The organism is Microvirga sp. CF3016, assembly GCF_036314085.1.
Lineage (GTDB): Bacteria > Pseudomonadota > Alphaproteobacteria > Rhizobiales > Beijerinckiaceae > Microvirga.
Genome location: NZ_JAYGGM010000013.1, coordinates 20,987 through 38,821, shown reverse-complemented (window position 1 = coordinate 38,821; position 17,835 = coordinate 20,987). Strand labels below are relative to the sequence as shown.

Annotated in this window: 14 protein-coding genes; 8 read left to right on the top strand and 6 right to left on the bottom strand. The window is 61.1% G+C overall.

Annotated elements, in window-relative coordinates; translation table 11 throughout:
- The first annotated feature begins 1 nt into the window (after window position 1).
- The 6 genes from araD to VB672_RS18805 are packed head-to-tail and all read left to right on the top strand — an operon-like array spanning window position 2 to window position 7,008.
- Window positions 2–1,735: an L-arabinonate dehydratase gene (gene araD, locus VB672_RS18830; protein WP_329785741.1), complete on the top strand. Its 1,734-nt coding sequence runs from the start codon at window positions 2–4 to the stop codon at window positions 1,733–1,735.
- Window positions 1,736–1,744: 9 nt separating this feature from the next.
- On the top strand, window positions 1,745–2,551 hold the full coding sequence (locus tag VB672_RS18825) for an HpcH/HpaI aldolase family protein (RefSeq protein ID WP_329785740.1): 807 nt from the start codon (window positions 1,745–1,747) through the stop codon (window positions 2,549–2,551).
- An 11-nt stretch (window positions 2,552–2,562) separates the two neighbouring features.
- Window positions 2,563–3,444: an SMP-30/gluconolactonase/LRE family protein gene (locus tag VB672_RS18820; protein WP_329785739.1), complete on the top strand. Its 882-nt coding sequence runs from the start codon at window positions 2,563–2,565 to the stop codon at window positions 3,442–3,444.
- 12 nt (window positions 3,445–3,456) lie between these two features.
- Complete coding sequence (locus tag VB672_RS18815) at window positions 3,457–4,221, top strand: SDR family NAD(P)-dependent oxidoreductase (protein ID WP_329785738.1); 765 nt, start codon at window positions 3,457–3,459, stop codon at window positions 4,219–4,221.
- A 9-nt stretch (window positions 4,222–4,230) separates the two neighbouring features.
- Complete coding sequence (locus VB672_RS18810) at window positions 4,231–6,234, top strand: alpha-glucosidase (protein ID WP_329785737.1); 2,004 nt, start codon at window positions 4,231–4,233, stop codon at window positions 6,232–6,234.
- A gap of 3 nt (window positions 6,235–6,237) precedes the next feature.
- Window positions 6,238–7,008 (top strand): sulfite exporter TauE/SafE family protein, encoded by a 771-nt coding sequence (locus VB672_RS18805; RefSeq protein ID WP_329785736.1) that lies wholly within the window; start codon window positions 6,238–6,240, stop codon window positions 7,006–7,008.
- An 83-nt stretch (window positions 7,009–7,091) separates the two neighbouring features.
- Here VB672_RS18805 and VB672_RS18800 read toward each other — a convergent pair whose 3' ends face one another.
- Genes VB672_RS18800 through VB672_RS18775 form a run of 6 tightly spaced genes read right to left on the bottom strand, consistent with a single transcriptional unit; the run spans window position 7,092 to window position 13,636 of the window.
- Entirely contained in the window at window positions 7,092–7,988 is an 897-nt protein-coding gene (locus tag VB672_RS18800; RefSeq protein ID WP_329785735.1) for a carbohydrate kinase family protein, read from the bottom strand.
- Window positions 7,985–9,055, bottom strand: coding sequence for an ABC transporter ATP-binding protein (locus VB672_RS18795; protein WP_329785734.1), 1,071 nt, complete (start codon window positions 9,053–9,055; stop codon window positions 7,985–7,987). Before VB672_RS18795 ends, VB672_RS18800 begins: the two co-directional genes overlap by 4 nt.
- On the bottom strand, window positions 9,055–10,563 hold the full coding sequence (argH, locus tag VB672_RS18790; RefSeq protein ID WP_329785733.1) for an argininosuccinate lyase: 1,509 nt from the start codon (window positions 10,561–10,563) through the stop codon (window positions 9,055–9,057). The genes VB672_RS18795 and argH overlap by 1 nt, the downstream gene beginning before the upstream one ends.
- A gap of 5 nt (window positions 10,564–10,568) precedes the next feature.
- On the bottom strand, window positions 10,569–11,420 hold the full coding sequence (locus VB672_RS18785; RefSeq protein WP_329785732.1) for a carbohydrate ABC transporter permease: 852 nt from the start codon (window positions 11,418–11,420) through the stop codon (window positions 10,569–10,571).
- Window positions 11,420–12,346 (bottom strand): carbohydrate ABC transporter permease, encoded by a 927-nt coding sequence (locus VB672_RS18780; protein WP_329785731.1) that lies wholly within the window; start codon window positions 12,344–12,346, stop codon window positions 11,420–11,422. The genes VB672_RS18785 and VB672_RS18780 overlap by 1 nt, the downstream gene beginning before the upstream one ends.
- Window positions 12,347–12,370: 24 nt before the next feature.
- Window positions 12,371–13,636, bottom strand: coding sequence for an extracellular solute-binding protein (locus VB672_RS18775; protein ID WP_442932109.1), 1,266 nt, complete (start codon window positions 13,634–13,636; stop codon window positions 12,371–12,373).
- Between the two features lie 154 nt (window positions 13,637–13,790).
- On the opposite strand from VB672_RS18775, the gene VB672_RS18770 reads away from it, so the two are divergent.
- Together VB672_RS18770 and VB672_RS18765 are read left to right on the top strand one after the other, a co-directional pair.
- Window positions 13,791–15,044 carry an ROK family transcriptional regulator gene (locus VB672_RS18770; RefSeq protein ID WP_329785729.1) on the top strand — a complete coding sequence of 418 codons (1,254 nt, stop codon included), beginning with the start codon at window positions 13,791–13,793 and terminating at the stop codon, window positions 15,042–15,044.
- Window positions 15,034–17,448, top strand: a complete 2,415-nt coding sequence (locus VB672_RS18765; protein ID WP_329785728.1) for a PIG-L family deacetylase — start codon at window positions 15,034–15,036, stop codon at window positions 17,446–17,448. Before VB672_RS18770 ends, VB672_RS18765 begins: the two co-directional genes overlap by 11 nt.
- Window positions 17,449–17,835 lie beyond the last annotated feature (387 nt).

Genomic DNA, 17,835 nt, shown 5'->3' with positions numbered 1-17,835 from the left:
AATGACACGCCGACCCATTGGGGAGTTGCGGAGCCAGCGCTGGTTCGCCTCCGACGACATGCGCGGCTTCGCGCATAGACAGCGCACCCAGCAGATGGGCCTGCGTCGGGAGGAGTTTCTCGGCAAGCCCGTGGTGGCCGTCATCAACACCTGGAGTGACCTGAGTCCCTGCCATTCGCATCTGCGCGACCGCGCGGAGGCCGTGAAGCGCGGTGTCTGGCAGGCAGGCGGTTATCCGGTGGAGCTACCGGCCCTGTCGGTCGGCGAGGTGATGGTGAAACCCACCACCATGCTCTACCGCAACTTCCTCGCCATGGAAGTGGAGGAGCTCCTGCGCTCGCATCCCATCGACGGAGCCGTGTTGCTGGGCGGCTGCGACAAGTCCACGCCCGGGCTCCTCATGGGTGCGATCAGCATGGATATTCCCGTGATCTACTGCCCGGCCGGTCCGATGTCGAACGGGCAGTGGCGGGGACAAAAGACGGGAGCGGGCACCCACACCAAGAAATATTGGGACGAGCTTCGGGCCGGCAACATCACGCAGGCCGACTGGGTCGATCTGGAAAGCCGAATGACCCGCTCCATCGGCACCTGCAACACGATGGGAACGGCATCCACCATGACGTCCATCGTGGACGCCATGGGCCTCACGCTTCCGGGGGCGTCCTCGATACCGGCCGCCGACAGCGGCCACCCGCGCATGGCGTCGGCCTGCGGCGAGCACATCGTCGAGATGATCTGGGAGGACTGGAAACCATCCCTTTTTCTCGATGCGAGAAGCTTCCGCAATGGGCTCGTCACCTACATGGCACTCGGGGGCTCGACCAACGCCGCCGTGCACCTGATCGCCATGGCACGTCGCGCCAATGTCGATCTGACCCTCGACGACATGTCCGACATGGCCGGGAGGGTGCCGGTCTGCGCCAATCTTTTTCCGTCCGGCGAGTACCTGATGGAGGATTTCTACTTCGCGGGTGGATTGCTCGCGCTGCTCAGGAAGCTGGAGCGGCACCTCGACCAAGATGCCGTGACCGCGAACGGCAAGACCCTGGGAGAGAACATCGCCGGAGCGGAGTGTTGGAATGACGATGTTATCCGGGGAGAGGACAACCCGGTTGTGCCGCTCTCGCGCGGCAAGACGTTGGCCGTGCTGCGCGGCAACCTTGCGCCGAATGGCGCCGTGATGAAGTCGTCGGCCGCAAACCCGAAGTTCCTCAAGCATATCGGGCCGGCCCTCGTCTTTGACAGCCCAGCCGAAATGAATCGAACGATTGACGATCCCGACCTCGACGTGACGGAGGATACGGTCATCGTGTTGCGTAATGCCGGTCCTGTCGGTGCGCCGGGCATGCCGGAATGGGGCAATCTGCCGATCCCGAAGAAGCTTCTCCGCCAAGGCGTACGCGACATGGTTCGCATCTGCGACGGACGCATGAGCGGCACTCATTACGGCACCTGCATCCTGCACGTGGCGCCCGAAGCGGCCGTGGGTGGTCCTCTCGGGCTCCTCAAGACAGGCGACCTCGTCGAGCTCGACGTGGAAGCGGGGCGTCTCGAGATGAAGGTCGCCGAAGCCGAACTGGAGCGCCGGCGCGCCGCGTGGAAGCCGACCGCGCACGTGTATGGCCGATCTTTCGCGGCGCTCTACCAGCGCCACGTCTCGCAGGCTGATCAGGGCTGCGACTTCGATTTCCTCAGCACGACCGGCCCAGTGGTCGAGCCGTCAATCTTCTAAGGGCATGCCATGATCGACATCGAGAACCGCTTCAATGGATGGCTGAAGGGGGGCGGACCGCGCCCGCCGCTCGGCACTTGGCTCATGGCGGCGGCTCCCGCGACCGCTGAGGCGATGGGCTATAGCGGCTTCGACTTCCTCGTCGTCGATATGGAGCACGTGCCGATCGAAGTGTCGGATCTGGCCCATATCCTGCGCGCCATCGGCTGCACGCCGGCGGACGCGGTGGTGAGGCTCGCTTGGAACGATCAGGTGCTCGTGAAGCGCGTGCTTGATGCAGGTGCCCAGACGATCATGGTTCCCTTCGTCCAGACGGCCGAGGAGGCCAGGCAGGCCGTTTCCTTCGCGAAGTATCCGCTCGAGGGCGTGCGCGGCGTTGCCGCCGTGCATCGTGGTTCACGGTTCGGCCGTGCGGTCGATTACCTCAAACGCGCCAATGATCAGGTCGCGGTGATCGTGCAATTGGAGACGCCGGAGGCTGTCGAGCGGCTGCCGGAGATCGCTGCCGTTCCCGGGATCGACGCCTTGTTCGTCGGGCCCGGCGATCTCGCCGCCGCCATGGGGCATATAGGCAACATTGCGCATCCCGAGGTGCAAGCCCTGATCGAGAAGGCTGCCGGGATGGCCCATGACGCCGGCAAGCCGGTCGGCATTGTCGGTCCCAATCCGGACATGGTGCGGCGCTTCATCGGCTACGGTTACAGCTACGTCGCAGTGGCTTCGGACATCGCCATGATGACGAGCCGCGCGTCCGAATGGCTAGGCGCCTTGCGCGATCAGCCGGCACCGTCGAACGCTCCGGCCGCAGCCTATTGAGAGTCCGTGAAATGTCGCTGACCATCGCCCTCGACGTCCGCGCAGAATTGGGCGAGTGCCCGATCTGGGATGCCGACGAGCACGCGCTGTTCTTCGTCGACATCAAGGGTAGGGCGCTTCATCGCTTCCGCCCTGCGACGGGCGAGCACGCCGTCATGACGATGACCGAGGAGATTGGCTGCATCGGACTGAAGAGAGGTGGCGGCTTCATCGCGGGATTCCGCTCGGGCCTCTGGTTGCTGGACTCCCAGGGAAACCGTGAGGCAAAGCTGGCCGACAATCCGGAGGATCATCGCACGAGCCGATTCAACGACGGACGCATCGATCCAGCAGGCCGCTTCCTGGCCGGCACTATCGATGAGCCGAGGGATGGCGGAAAGGCGCATCTCTACCGCTACGACCGGCGGGGATTGACGGTCATAGCAAGCGGACTTCTGACATCGAACGGTGTTGCGTTCTCGCCGGATGGGCGCACACTCTACCATTCGGATACGCCAACTTTCACTGTGTGGCGCTATGCTTATGATCCTGGAAGCGGAGAGGCGACGAACAAGACCTTGTTTGCGCGCCTTGAACCCACCGAAACGGACAGAGGACGGCCGGACGGTGCAGCAGTGGATGCGGAAGGCTGCTATTGGACGGCCCTGTTCGAGGGAGGGAGGATTCAGCGCTACGCGCCGGATGGGCATCTCCTAGCAGAATATCCCGTTCCCGTCCGCTGCCCCACCATGGTGTGCTTCGGTGGCGCCGACCTGAAGACCCTCTATGTAACGTCCGCCCGCACCGGCCGCTCCGAGGATGAGCTTGAGGTCTTTCCACACTCAGGAAGCCTCTTTTCCATGCCGGTCGATGTGCCAGGGCTGCTCGAAACCCGTTTTGATCCTTCCATTTGAGGCCGCATTGCGATGTCGTTCGACTACTCAACCGCCCAATACCGTTCCCTTCATGGCCGCTCCGTCGTCATCACAGGTGGCGCATCCGGCATCGGCGAGGAGATGGTCAGGGCGTTCGTTGCGCAGGAGGCGCGAGTTGCCTTCATCGACATCGCGAAGGAGGCGGGCAATGCGCGGGCCCGCGCAACGGGCGCGACCTTCCACGCCTGCGATGTCACCGACATTCCGGCACTCCGAGAGGTGCTGGCCAAGATTGAAGACGATGCCGGCGGCGTGGACGTTCTCGTCAACAATGCGGGCAGGGACGACCGGCACGACTTGGCCGAGGTGGAGCCGGATTACTGGCGCCGGGCTCTCGCCCTGAACGTCGACCACCAGTTCTTCGCAACGCAGGCCGTTGCAAAGGGCATGGCGGCACGGGGCGCTGGCTCCATCGTCATGTTAGGCTCCATTTCCTGGATGCGAGGCCGTCCCGGAATGGTCGGGTATACGACAGCGAAGGCTGCCATCAACGGATTGACCCGCACGCTCGCCCGCGAGCTAGGGCCGTCCAACATCCGGGTGAACTGTATCGTGCCGGGCGCAATCCTTACGGAACGCCAGAAGCAGCTCTGGCTGACGCCTGAACTGAACCAGCAATTCCTCGATCTGCAGGCTTTGAAGTTCCGGCTCGATGCCAGTCATGTGGCGAAGATGGCCCTATTCCTCGGCTCCGACGAGAGCAACGGCTGCACGGGGGCGAACTTCATCGTCGATGCCGGCCTGACCCAGAACTGAGAGTGCACCATGCAGATCCACACGACCGCCGGCGGCTTCGATCTCGTCCTCGACGGAAGGGTCATCCTGCGACATCGCAGCAATGCGCCTTGTCTCTTCGTAGGGCACGGCGACGCGCGGATGGACATGTACCGCGGCAATTTCGACATCGAGGACTACGTCGTCGAGCGGACGCCGCTTGCTCATGCGGTCGTATCCGGATCCGATATTGCCTTTTCTGCTGCTCCGGGACAGCCGGCCCGGCTGGTCCTCCAGGTTTCGGGTGATGACCGGAACGGCATCATTGCCTTTCGAGCGGATGACGCCCTCCTCAATCGAATCTGGATCCGCATCCCAGCGGAGCAAGGCGAGCATGTCTGGGGCGGTGGCGAGCAGATGTCGTATTTCGACATGCGCGGCCGCCGTTTCCCCCTTTGGACGTCGGAGCCCGGGGTCGGGCGCGACAAGACGACGGAGATCACTTTCAAGGCGGACGTCACGGGCAAGTCGGGTGGCGACTACTGGAACACCAATTACCCGCAGCCGACCTATCTCTCGTCCCGGCGCTACGCCCTGCATGTCGAGACGACCGCCTATTCGGCCTTCGATTTCCGCCGCGGGGATTTCCACGAAATCGAGATCTGGACTTTACCGGAGCGGATCGAGGTCACCGCACGCCCGACATTTATCTCTCTCGTCGAAGCAATGTCGGAGCGCTTCGGCCGCCAGCCGCCGCTGCCAGAGTGGGTCTATGGCGGGGCGATCATCGGCCTGAAGGATGGTGCCACGTCCTTTGAGCGGCTTGAGGCCATCATCGCGGCGGGCACGAAGGTGTCCGGTCTCTGGTGTGAGGATTGGGTAGGCCTGCGCCATACATCCTTCGGCGCGCGTCTGTTCTGGGACTGGAAAGCCAACGATGATCGCTATCCGGGGCTGCGCCAGCGCATCGCGGAGCTCGAAGATCGCGGCATCCGTTTCCTCGGTTACGTGAACCCTTATCTTGCGGTGGACGGCTCGCTGTTCCCAGAAGCGGAGTCCGCCGGCTATTTCGCGAAGGACGAGAGCGGAAAGACGGCTCTGGTGGATTTCGGCGAGTTCGATTGCGGTGTCGTCGATTTCACCAATCCTGAGGCGGCCGCTTGGTTCGCCGAGCGTGTGATTGGGCAGAACATGCTCGATTTTGGTCTGTCGGGCTGGATGGCCGATTTTGGAGAGTACCTGCCGATCGACGTGAAACTCGCCAATGGTGTCGATGCGAAGCTGATGCACAACGCATGGCCGACGATCTGGGCCGAAGTGAATGCGCGAGCGGTAGCGAACCGCGGCAAGACCGGCGAGGCCTTGTTTTTCATGCGGGCCGGCTTCACGGGCGTCCAAAAGCACTGTCCGCTGCTGTGGGGCGGAGATCAATCGGTCGATTTCAGCCGTCACGACGGACTCGTGACGGTGATCTCAGGTGCGCTTTCGTCGGGGCTTCTCGGCAACGCCTATCACCATTCGGACATCGGTGGCTATACGAGCCTTTTCGGCAACGTGCGCACGGCCGAGCTCATCATGCGCTGGGCGGAGATGGGAGCATTCACGCCGATCATGCGGACCCATGAAGGCAATCGTCCGCGCGAGAACCTGCAGATCGATCAAGACCCTCAGGTCCTCGCTCATTTTGCGCGGATGACAAACGTTTACGTCCACCTCGTGCCATACCTGAAGTCCCTGGTAACGGGGGCCTCCACGCGGGGCCTGCCGGTGCAGCGCCCGCTGTTCCTCCATTTCGAGGACGATCCCCGCACTTATACAATCCAAGAGGCCTATCTCTACGGTCCCGACCTGCTCGTTGCGCCCGTCTGGCATTCAGGGAAGACGGAATGGAGCACCTACCTGCCGGACGGGGTGGACTGGGTCCATGTATGGTCCGGCAAGACATTCGTGGGCGGGCAGAACGTCACGGTGCCTGCCCCGTTCGGCGAACCGCCGGCGTTCTACCGGAGCGGATCGGAATTCAAGGAACTGTTTGCAAGCCTGAGGAGCCTTTGACCGATGTCGGCCGCGGAGCTCATCGGCTTTCTTCTGCTGACGGGCGCTGCCGCCTATGCGCAGACTCTGACGGGATTCGCGTTCGGGCTCATCACCATGGGTGGAGTGGGTCTGACGGGGATCCTGTCGCTGCCGGATGCCGCCATGATCGTGAGCGTGCTGACGCTGGTGAACGCCACGCAGATGCTCCTGAAAGGATGGAGAGACGTGGCATGGCGAGAATTCGGCTTCGTCATGGCCGCCAGCATTCCGCTGCTCTTCGTCGGGTACTGGCTGCTGGAATGGCTCGCCGGAACGCAGGCTGATGTCCTGCGTCTGATCCTCGGTCTCGTGATCATCGTATCGAGCCTTCAGCTGGCACGAAAGCCCGAGCCTTTGGCGAGGCAATCGCATGATGGATCATTCCTCTTCTTCGGCGCCATCGCCGGATTGATGGGCGGGATGTTCTCAACGGCGGGACCTCCGCTCGTTTATCATTTCTATCGTCAGCCCATGCCGCTGGTTAGAATTCGAGAAACTTTGGTGACGGTATTCGCGCTCAATGCCGTCTTCCGCATCGGCCTTGTCATTGCAGCGGGCGATCTTCCGCCGGCATCGACCCTGAGTGGCCTTCTCGCCATTCCGGCCGTCGTAGGAGCGACCTTTGCCGCGCGCCGCTGGCCGCCTCCTGTTTCCCCGACCACGATGCGGCGCATCGTGTTCATCCTTCTCTTTCTCTCAGGCGTATCGCTCGGGGCGCCTGGCGTCATTCACCTTTTGGGGCCCCTTTTATAACCGCTCATTTGCGTCCTGTTGCTGGTCGCGCTGTGGATCTGAAGGATCCGTCGTCGCTGGTGTCTCGGGCCTATGCTCGGTCTTCAGGATAGGCGTGCCGGGGCTCCGCCTGCTGACTGGATGGAGAGGGCGCCCGCTTCAATCCCCGCTGCCAAGCTTCTCTGAAGATCCGATGTTCGGAGCCAGGAGTGCAGAAAACCGGCGTTGAAAGCATCTCCTGCACCGGTCGTGTCGACGACATCGACCGAAAGCGCGGCGGCCGCAACATGGACCGATCCGATGGAGGCCATTGCACCATGTTCGCCGCGCTTCAACGCGACCAGAGGAAAGTGCTCTCGCAGGCTGCGTAGGATCGTCTCGGCTGAACTTTCTCCAGTCAGGGCCTTTCCTTCTTCGAAGTTCGGGAGAAAGACGTCAATCCCTGAGCAGATCTCAAAGAAGTTCGTATCCCGGCGGATCAGCTCGTCGTCCCAACTCGGATCGAGAGAGATCGTCAGACCCAAGCGCCGCGCCATGTCGACAACGTCCGGATTGTCCTTGAGGGTCGCAAATTCCGCAATGTGCAAGTGGCTGACATCTCGAGCGGCAAGGGCCTGCTCCAGGGTTGACGGACGCGAGCTTCCGGCACGCCGGGACACGAAGGCTCTCTCGCTCTCTCTGACAAGAGCAACGGTGGGCTGGGGACCGGCATCGTTCGACTGTTCGATGAAAGAGAGGTCAATCCCGCTCCCTTCGAGCTCTTGAGTGAGGCTTCGTGACAAGGGGTCCGTTCCAAGGCGGCTGAGAAGCGCTGCCGGGCGGCCAATCGCTGCGAGATGGGCCGCAGTGATATAGGCGCCTCCGCCAGCCGCGATCGTCACGTCTTGCGCGAAGCGCTCTCGACCAAGCGCAGGCATCTCGTGCAAGCCTGTAAAGATGATGTCGCAATAAAGCCGCCCAAGGCAGACAACCTTGTTGCGCTCGGAAGGCACTCCGCTCATTGGACTGTCAATGCCTTTTCTGTTTCCTTGTCGAAGTAATAGAGGCGCTCGGCAGGGGCGTGGAGTGTCAGATGTTCGCCGATCCGGGGAATCTGCCGGCCTGGTGTAGAGCCAATGATGGTCTGGCCCGCGCTCTCGATATGTACGAGCGTTTCCGAGCCCAAGGTTTCCACAACGGCAACGGTGCCCGACACCGTCAGCCCCTGGGAGGAAACTGCCATTGGAACGAGGTCCTGTGGTCGGGCGCCGACCAGGATGTCGGATGTCGTCGCCGACGCGTATGGCACTTGAACGGAACCGCCGACAGATAGATCCGCCCCACCGTTGCGCAGGGTGGCAGGCAGCAGGTTCATGGTAGGGCTGCCGATGAACCGTGCAGTGAAGACATCCACAGGCTTATCGTAAAGTTCCAAGGGCGTGCCCACCTGTAAGATGCGGCCGTCGCGCATTACCACGATCCTATCGGCCATCGTCATGGCCTCGACCTGGTCGTGGGTCACGAAAACCGAAGTGGTGCCAAGCCTGTGATGCAGCCGTTTGATCTCGATGCGCATCTGTGTGCGCAATTGGGCATCAAGGTTAGAGAGCGGCTCATCGAAGAGGAATGCAGCAGGGTCGCGCACCATTGCCCGCCCAATGGCGACTCGCTGGCGCTGCCCCCCGGAAAGGGCCGAGGGACGACGCTCCAGGAGTTGCGACAGGCCGAGTGTCTGAGCGACCTGCTCGACGCGCTGACGCTTTTCGACTCTCGTCAGATTGGAACGGTAGAGGCCGAAGGCAATGTTTTCGGCTACGCTCATGTGCGGATAGATGGCGTAGTTCTGGAACACCATGGCGATGTTCCGGTCTTTGGGCTGACGATCGTTGACGACATGTCCATCGATCCGGATTTCGCCACCGCTGATTTCCTCAAGCCCCGCGATCATTCGCAGCGTCGTGGACTTGCCGCAGCCCGAAGGTCCGACCAGCACGACGAACTCGCCATCCTGGATCGACAGGTCGATCCCATGGACTACAGTCGTCTGTCCATAGCGCTTGATCAGACGATTGAGTTCAATGGTCGCCATCAGCGGGCTCCGAGAAGTGCGTTGAAACGGAATTTGAGGTCCTGCGCGGATGCCTCGGCGCGTAGTGCCGCTTCCTGCAAGCGCTGTCGCAGGCCGGAGATTTCCTGATTATATCCGGCAATTGCCTCGGAGAGCGCTTTGGGAGCCGGCCCACCGAACCGATCGCGGACCGCAACGAAGTTCTCCGGCGAGACGATCTCGGCGAACAGGGTCTTGTCGATTATCGTCTGGCGTTTCGTGCAGCGTTCGAAGGCCGTTTGAAAGGCTCCATAACCATCGACGGCAATATCGCCTTCAACGGCCACCACAGAGCGGGAGACTTCGGCCGCGATCTCATGCGCTTCGCGAAACGACAGTCTCTCCCGGCGTACCAGGCTGTCGGCAAGTTCCGTCACCGTGATGCAACTGCGGCGGATATTCTGTCGGACCTTGTCGGAATTGATGCGCAGAGCGGGAATGAGCGCCGCGAGCAGGTCGAGGACACGTCCGCCGCTCTCGAACGCGCCATAGCCGAAGCTCTGGCTTTCGCCCTCGCTGTCGTTCATGTCCGTGAATGGGGTGTTGTGCATGATCGTGAGCATGGCCTGCGCCCGACCGACAGTCTGTGATGCCAGATGGCGTATGTGCTCGATAGGAACGGGATTGCGTTTCTGCGGCATGATCGAGCTGATCTGCACGAAGGCATTCGGTACATAGACTTGGCCGACCTCGAAACTCGTCCAGAACTGGAGGTCCTGAATAAACCTTCCGAGATGCAGGAAGATCAGCCCGATCGCCGAGTAGGTCGAGGTGATATAGTCGATGGAAGCGATGCAGCCGTAGGAGTTCTGCAATGGACGGCTGAAGCCGAGGAGGCGAGCCATCAGGTCCCTATCGATGGGAAAGCCGCTCGTGGTGATGGCAGCGGCTCCCATGGGGCTTCGGTCGACGATATCGCGAGCAGCCTCCAGCCGAGAGATGTCTCGCAGCAGCGTTTCGAGGACGGCCGCAAGATAATGGCCGAAGACGGTAGGCTGCGCGGGCTGCCCATGGGTGTAGGCGACGATGAGCGTTTTGCTCTCGCGCTCCGCCACGGATGCCAGGGTTTCAGCGAGCCGCACCGAGCGTTCCAGCAGGGGATCGATCCGGTGCTTGAGGCCGAGCTTGAACAGGGTATGATCGATGTCGTTGCGAGAACGCGCGGTATGAAGGCGGCCTGCGAGATCCGGCCCTAAGCGCTTGCGCAACTCCTTCTCGATCAGGAAGAAAAAGTCCTCCACTTCACCGCTATAGTTAAGTGTGCTGACATCGATCTCACGGTCGATGGCCTCGAGTGCCTGGGCGATAGGTCGTGCCTGCTCGATCGTCAGGATCCCGGTCTCATGGAGCATGACGAGGTGAGCCCGGTCGATCAGGCGAAATCCCTCGACATGGTGGTCCTTGGCCCCGTGAAAGAGCGGGCCAAGCACGGTCTCCTTGTAGACTGGGTCTGGAAAGACGGAGGTGTCGTCGAAAGTGCCTGCAGTCATTGGCTTTAGCCCTTAAGTCCGGCCAGCATCACGCCTCGGACGATGTAGCGTTGAAGAAGAAGGAAGACGATCAGAGTTGGTAGAGTCGCGATGCTCGCGCCCGTCATGATCTTCTCCCATTGGATCGACTGTTCGACCGCGAAGCTCGAGAGGCCGACGGGCAACGTGTAGAGATCGGCGCTTGTCGTCACGATGAGCGGCCAGAAGAACGCTGTCCAGTTGCCAAGAAATGTGAAGATCGCAAGCGCTGAGAGGGCTGGAGTCACCAACGGCATGGCGATCTTCCACCAGATGGTGAACTCGTTGAGCCCGTCGATCCTCGCGGCTTCCAAGAAATCGTCCGGCACGCTTTCGAAGAACTGCTTCATCAGGAAGGTGCCGAAAGCCGTCATCATGCCTGGGAACATGATGCCCCAGTAGCTGTCCAACCATCCAAACTGACTGGCCATGAGATACCAGGGCAGGACCAGCATCTCGGTCGGGATCATCAGGGTGGACAGGATGGCAATGAACACGATGTACCGGCCACGAAACCGGAATTTTGCCAGCGTATAGCCCACGAGGCTGTCGAAAAAGACGTTTGAGAGCGTGACGATGGCTGCGACGATCGCCGAGTTAAGGAACCAGCGCGTGAAACGTCCGTCGCCCAGGATCTCGATGTAATTGTCGAGCGTCGGCGCCTCCGGGATCACCCGTAGATCGTAGACCTGCGATGCATCCTTGAGGGAGGTCGACAACATGAAGAGGAGGGGGGTTACCATGATGACGCCGCCGATGAGCAGGAGTGTCCAGGCGACGATTCTGCCGGGCCGGATCCGCGGCATGGGGAGACCCTGAGAGAAGGCGGCGTCTGTCATCAGCGGTCTCTCATGAGGCGCAGTTGAGCAAGGGAGATCACGAGTAGGATCAGGAAGAGGACGACTGTCTGGGCGGCTGCATATCCCATTTCGTAGGAACTGAAGGCCGTTTGGTAGATCATCAGCACCAGAGGCTTGGTCGAGTTCAGCGGGCCTCCAGGGTCGTTCGTGTTGATGTTGTAGACTTGGTCGAAGATGCGCAGGAAGCCGATCGACGAGAATACCACTAGGAAGACGAGTGTCGGCTTCAGCAGGGGAATCGTGATCTTTCGCAGGATTGCGCCCTCCGACAAGCCGTCGATCCGCGCGGCTTCGTAATAGGTCACCGGAATGGCCCGCAATCCGGCAAGAAAGATGATGATCTGGAATCCGAGGCCCGCCCAGACGGCTGGTGCGAGAACGGCCGGCAGTGCTTGACTGGTAGAACGGAGAAATGGCTGCTGGGGAATGCCGAATCCTGCGAGGATATCGTTGATCACGCCGATGGGAACGGGCTGGTAGAACCAGCGCCAGACCCATGCCATAGCCGCTGCCGTGGTGAGAAACGGCAGAAAATATAAGGCACGGAGGAAAGAGTGCATGAACCGCACCCTGTCGAGATAGTAAGCCACCATGAACGAGATCAGAAGACTGATGGGCGTGCCGAGGAGCAGGTACAGAAAGGTGTTGCGGAAGACCTGCCAGAAGAGGGAATCTGAAAGGAGCCGTTTGTAGTTCTCAAGCCCAACGAAGGAGGCGGGCTTCGTGATCGTCCAGTCCGTGACGGAGAGATAGAACGCCTGGAATGTCGGCCAGAAGCGGATCACCGCGTAGAACACCAATGGAACCGCGAGAAAGCCCCATGCCCATATCACCTGTTTCCGACCAAGGCTCATCCTTGGCCAGAGGCCGCCGGGGGCGACCTCTCGATGTACGACAACAGACATCGGCTTCTTCCTCGCGGGCTTTACTTAGCGCTTGGCGCGGTCCAGGATTGCCTGCTCGGCTTCGGCAGCCTTGGCGAGGGAAGTCTTCGGATCCTCGCCGCCAATCAGGACCCGATTGGCCATATCGATGGTGAGCTGCCTTTGGGCGGCCTCATCCTTGAACAGGGTCGTATGGGCATATTCCAGACCCTTCAGGAATGGTCCGTAGACCGGGTGTGCGATGTTCTCAGGCGTCAGAGCAGCGGTCCGACGAGCCGGAAGTTCGCCCACGATCTCCATCCAGATCTTCATGGCCTCAGGTGAGGAGACGTATTTCAGAAACTTCTCAGCCGCCGCCAGTTTCTCGCCTTCCGCCTTCGTCGTGATGGCATTTGCGAAGTAGCTCGCGTAGTTGCTGCGCACGCCCTGGGCATTGGCGGGGAGCTCGGTTACACCCCACTCGAAGCCTTTGATCGTGTTGAATGAGCCGAGGCGGAAAGTGCCATCAATCGTCATGGCGGCGAGACCGGCGCGGAAGGCTGCCTGTCCTTCATCCATGAAACCGGTCTGCCCGACCTTATGCTTCTTTTGGAGGTCGGTATAGAAGGTGAGGGCCTTCAGTCCCGCCTCGTCGTTGTAGGCGACCTTGGTGTCGTTCTCCGTATACGGGACGCCGCCGAACTGGCGGATCAGGACTTCGCGCCACCATTGGTGATCCTGCCCGCCCATGTCGAGTGTCATGCCGGCAGAGACGATGTTGCCGCTGCCATCGCGCTTGGTCGTCTTTTCCGCGGCGGCGACAAGCTCGTCGAGGGTCTTCGGCGGATTATTGGGATCGAGCCCCGCATCCTTGAAGGCCTTCTTATTGTAGAAGAGCGCCAAGGAACGCACAGCGGTCGGCAGCCCATAATAGTCGTTGCCGCGCTTCATGGCGCTCACGATCGGGAAGAAGTCGCGCTCGATCTCGGCAGGCGGGAATGCCTCCGCCCGGAGAGGCCGGATCATCTTGCCGGAGACGAAGTTGTCGGTCCAGCCATAGAACAGCTGTACCACGTCCGGGCCCTGGCCCGCCAGGATCGCAGCGGCAACCTTCGTCTGATAATCGGCATAAGGGAATGTGGTCTGCTTGACCTTAATGTCCGGGTTTGCCTCCTGGAACTTGGCGATCAGCTGGTTCATCGCCTTGACGCGCGTGTCGAAGATGTACTGCCAGTATTCGATCTCGACAGCTTTGGCGCTGGATGTCGCCAAGGTGGCGAAGCCCACGGCAACGCCCGCAAGTAGATGACGAAATTGCATATCCCTCTCCATTTTTGCTGGGCGCCGGGCGCCGATCCTTCTCTGGTCGCGGCCTTCTCGAGGACCGTTCCGGCTTCAGGCTCCCTTAGAGTTACTGACCTGTCAATAAGATAATTCACTTGAGTTATTCTTGCCGTCGCGTCATCGTGCCAATAGGGAGGCGGAGATGCCGAGAAAATCTAAGGTCGGCGCAAAGTCGACGATCGGAAGCAACCCGGAGCGTAACCGCTCTCACAATCGCCGTGTGGTGCTGGATGTGGTGCGTCGGCTCGGCCCGGTCGGGCGGATGGAGATCTCACGCCATGCGCATCTGAGCACCCAGGCCGTCTCGAACATCGTCGACGACCTGGTCGCTGATGGCCTTCTCATCAAAACTGGCCGGCTCAGGGCGGGCCGCGGCCTGCCGCCACTCCAGTTCGCCGTCAATCCCGATGGCGGTATGACTGCAGGAATCGAGATCGCGGCCGACCACGTCTCAACGCTTCTGATCGATGTCGGAGGTCGCATTCGCGCGCAGCGAACCTTGCCGATTCAGCAGAACGATCCCCAAACAGTGCTTCCCGTCATCAAGGCGGAGATTGAGGCAGCGCAGGCGCAGGTGGAGTCTCCTGTTCCGCAGCTTTTCGGCGCCGGCGTTGTGATGCCAGGCCCGTTCAACGTCGAAGGCATGACGTCCGTTGGTCCGACGACCCTGGCAGGATGGCTGGATTTCGATGCAGTGGCCCATATCGGGGACATGCTCGGCGCGCCGATCACACTTGAGAATGATGCCACCGCAGCGGCCGTTGGTGAGCGGCTTCATGGCGCTGCCAAGGACTTGAAGAACTTCTGCCTCATCTATTTCGGACAGGGGCTGGGCTTAGGCATCATGATCGATGGACGTCCGTATCGCGGAGCCAACGGCAATGCGGGCGAGATCGGACACGTGCTGGTGGAGAAGGGAGGTCGTCTCTGCTCATGCGGTCAGAGCGGCTGCCTTGAGGCTTATGCATCCATTCATGCTTTGACCGAAAGGCTGGCCGACGCCGGAATTCGAAAGGTCGACTATGCGCATCTGGAGCAGCTTCACCACGAGAAGCACTCAGTCGTCGAGGCATGGATCAAGGAGGCGGCCAAGTATCTCGCATATCAGATCGCAATGCTCGAGAACCTCTTCGATCCCGAGGCGATTGTCATCGGCGGGGCCCTCCCGCCCGGTCTTCTGGAAGACCTTACCCTGGCCATGCAGCCTCTGCCCCTGTCGGTCGCCAGGCGCAGAAATCGAAGTGAAGCCCGTCTGATCCAGGGTCGGACAGGACGGCTCACTGCCGCCCTCGGGGCCGCTGCCCTGCCTCTCCTGGATGCGATGACGCCCCGGCTCGATACTGCCCAGGCGGTTCACAGGAAACAATCGAACGAGGAGATTTCTCTTGTTGGATGACCATAGCCGCCTTGCCCGGGCCGTCCATCAACCAGCCCTAGTCCGTTTGCATCGCAGCTTGAGTCGGCTCAAGTCGACTTTGACCGTGATGAACACCGGAGCTCATCCGGATGATGAGATCAACGGCATGTTGGCCGCCCTGCGGTTTGCCTACGGCATGCGCGTCGTCGTGGCTTGCTCGACACGGGGTGAAGGCGGTCAGAACGCGCTGGGGCCTGAGCGGGGCGGTGCCCTCGGAGTGCTGAGAACCGCGGAAATGGAAGAGGCGGCTCGTCGCCTTGATGTTGATGTGGCGTGGCTTGGCCACGGGCCCGAAGATCCGGTTCACGATTTCGGCTTTTCCAAGAATGGAGACGATACGCTCCAGCGATGGGGCGAGGAGCGTATCGTGGAGCGGCTCGTCCGGACCTATCGGCAGTATCGCCCGGACATCGTGATCCCGACCTTTCTCGACGTGCCAGGGCAGCACGGCCACCACCGGGCGATGACGCGGGCGGCCGAGCAAGCTTTTGTGCTGGCAGCCGATCCTTCCGTCTTTCCCGAGCATGCCGGATCGGGCCTTCGGCCCTGGCAGGTTTCGAAGTTCTATCTTCCTGCGTGGTCGGGCGCTGGCTACGCGTATGACGATGAAGTGCCTCCGCCGCCCACGACGCTAAATCTTCGGATGGCCACGAAAGACGAGGTGACTGGTCTGGCATATCGGCAGTTGGGTGAGTGGTCGCGCGCCGCGCATGCGTCCCAGGGCATGGGGGTTTGGCGCGACAGTCCGGTCGATCAATGGGCTCTTCATTTGAAGCGTTGGGCCGATGGGCTCCCGGCCCACGAGCGCGATATTCGCGATCGGCTCCCTGCAACTCTTGCAGAGATCGCGACCTTAGCGGGTTTGCCGGAGGCTGCTTCTAAGGCTCTAAGGGAGGCGCAGGAGCTGATCGATGCCGCCATTGCGGCATTCCCAGCTCGCAAGCGGATCGGCCAGTCGCTGGGGCAGGCGGCACACCTGATCAAAGAGGCGAAAAGCGGCCTGGATCCAAGCACCATCGACTTGATCGGCCATCGCTTGGATCGCAAGCTGCGGGAGATCGATGCAGCTATCTTCGAGGCTCATGGCAGCACGGCACGGGCATTCTTCAAGGGTCCGCCCCATCCGGGCGCCAAAATAACGCTGGAAGTCCGTATCGACGCGCCGGATCTTGCGGAACTGGCGGTCGAGGCCCGCTTTCCGCCAGAAATCGATGCCATCGAAACCACGATGGATGCCGGACATGTGCAGTATGCTCTTGATATCCCGGCATCGGCGTCCCACACAGGGAACTATCCTGCATCCTTCGACCCGATGGGCGGGAACGGAGATGCAAGTCTTCGTATATCGGGCAGGATCGGTGAGCGGACCATCATGGTGGATCTCGATCCCGAGGAGCCCCTGAGGATCGGTCCGTCGCAATCCCTGGCGCTTGAGCCCACCACAGCCATCATCAAAGCGGGAAACCGCCCATCAAGCATCCGGATTCAGGCTGTGGGAGCCGAGCCTGCCGAGTGGCAGGCGCCGGAGGGCTGGTGCGTCAGACGAGGCGGACCAGATTGGATCATTGATCCGCCGCAACAACCGAGCGCTGGAGTTTCAAAGCTGGTCCCGATCGTGGATGGCAGGCCGGCCAACCAGATCCGTACGATTGCCTATCCTCACATTCGACCAGCATCATTCCTTGCACCGGTGGAACTCAGGGTTCTCACCCTTGATGTTGCTCTCCCGTCCGATGGACGCATCGGGTATGTGGGAGGCGGAAGTGACAATGTCGGCACTGCAATGCGGCGCCTCGGCCTCAATGTGACGGATCTATCTGAGGCCGACTTGGCAGCATGTTCTCTCTCGGAGTTTACAACCCTTGTCGTCGGCATCTTTGCATTCGGCTTGAGGCGCGATCTCCGAGTTGCAACGGGCCGGCTGCACCGCTTCGTGGAAGAGGGCGGGCATCTGGTCACGCTTTATCACCGCCCGACCGATGGCTGGGATCCCGACCGTACGCCGCCACGCCGTTTGGTCATCGGCTCCCCGTCGCTCCGGTGGCGCGTGACGGATCCTGCCGCTCCGGTAACGGTTCTGAAACCGGACTCGCCCCTGCTGACCTATCCAAACCGGATTGACGCGAATGACTGGCAAGGCTGGGACAAGGAGAGGGGTCTTTACTTTGCGTCCGAATACGACGCTTCCTACGAAGAATTGATTGCCTTGAATGACGCCGGAGAGAATCCGCTCAAAGGTTCCTTGATCTCGGCCCGCATTGGGCGTGGGCGCCACACGCATGTGGCACTCGTGCTGCAACATCAGTTGGACAAGCTGGTTCCCGGCGCCTTCAGGCTCTTGGCGAATCTCGTTCAGCCAGCGTGTAAGGGACATGACGGCTGAACCGGAATCAACGCCCCTCAACGTCCGATCCCGCGTTGGAGGAGCGCAGGCTGGATATCGCTCGACATGGCCCTGGTCACGACCATGCAGGCCATAGTCAAGGCTGAAGGTGATATGTATCCGGCTGTTCAAGTCGTTTTCCTGCGCTCGATCGACCTTAGCCGTAGTTCCGCCTTGGCAGGATGAGCGGACCTTCCCACGGGCATCAGCTACGACTTGACCGGTTGGAGGCCATCCCAGTTCAAGTAGAGTCTGCCATCAGAGCTCGTTCGGTACAGAGCGACTGGAGAGCGAACCCGTGTGTTGAAAAGCAAGCCAGTGCATCTAAATTGTCCGTTTGGACTGCAAAGCTCGTAATCATCGGCGGGGGCAGGCTGCCGATCCATG

What these genes read in the sequence shown, in the direction of transcription:
- VB672_RS18770 (WP_329785729.1), top strand. Translation starts at nt 13,791, where the DNA reads ATGCCGAGAAAATCTAAGGTCGGCGCAAAGTCGACGATCGGAAGCAAC.
- VB672_RS18780 (WP_329785731.1), bottom strand. Translation starts at nt 12,346, where the DNA reads ATGTCTGTTGTCGTACATCGAGAGGTCGCCCCCGGCGGCCTCTGGCCA.
- VB672_RS18815 (WP_329785738.1), top strand. Translation starts at nt 3,457, where the DNA reads ATGTCGTTCGACTACTCAACCGCCCAATACCGTTCCCTTCATGGCCGC.
- araD (WP_329785741.1), top strand. Translation starts at nt 2, where the DNA reads ATGACACGCCGACCCATTGGGGAGTTGCGGAGCCAGCGCTGGTTCGCC.
- VB672_RS18785 (WP_329785732.1), bottom strand. Translation starts at nt 11,420, where the DNA reads ATGACAGACGCCGCCTTCTCTCAGGGTCTCCCCATGCCGCGGATCCGG.
- VB672_RS18795 (WP_329785734.1), bottom strand. Translation starts at nt 9,055, where the DNA reads ATGGCGACCATTGAACTCAATCGTCTGATCAAGCGCTATGGACAGACG.
- VB672_RS18820 (WP_329785739.1), top strand. Translation starts at nt 2,563, where the DNA reads ATGTCGCTGACCATCGCCCTCGACGTCCGCGCAGAATTGGGCGAGTGC.
- VB672_RS18775 (WP_442932109.1), bottom strand. Translation starts at nt 13,636, where the DNA reads ATGGAGAGGGATATGCAATTTCGTCATCTACTTGCGGGCGTTGCCGTG.
- VB672_RS18810 (WP_329785737.1), top strand. Translation starts at nt 4,231, where the DNA reads ATGCAGATCCACACGACCGCCGGCGGCTTCGATCTCGTCCTCGACGGA.
- argH (WP_329785733.1), bottom strand. Translation starts at nt 10,563, where the DNA reads ATGACTGCAGGCACTTTCGACGACACCTCCGTCTTTCCAGACCCAGTC.
- VB672_RS18805 (WP_329785736.1), top strand. Translation starts at nt 6,238, where the DNA reads ATGTCGGCCGCGGAGCTCATCGGCTTTCTTCTGCTGACGGGCGCTGCC.
- VB672_RS18800 (WP_329785735.1), bottom strand. Translation starts at nt 7,988, where the DNA reads ATGAGCGGAGTGCCTTCCGAGCGCAACAAGGTTGTCTGCCTTGGGCGG.
- VB672_RS18825 (WP_329785740.1), top strand. Translation starts at nt 1,745, where the DNA reads ATGATCGACATCGAGAACCGCTTCAATGGATGGCTGAAGGGGGGCGGA.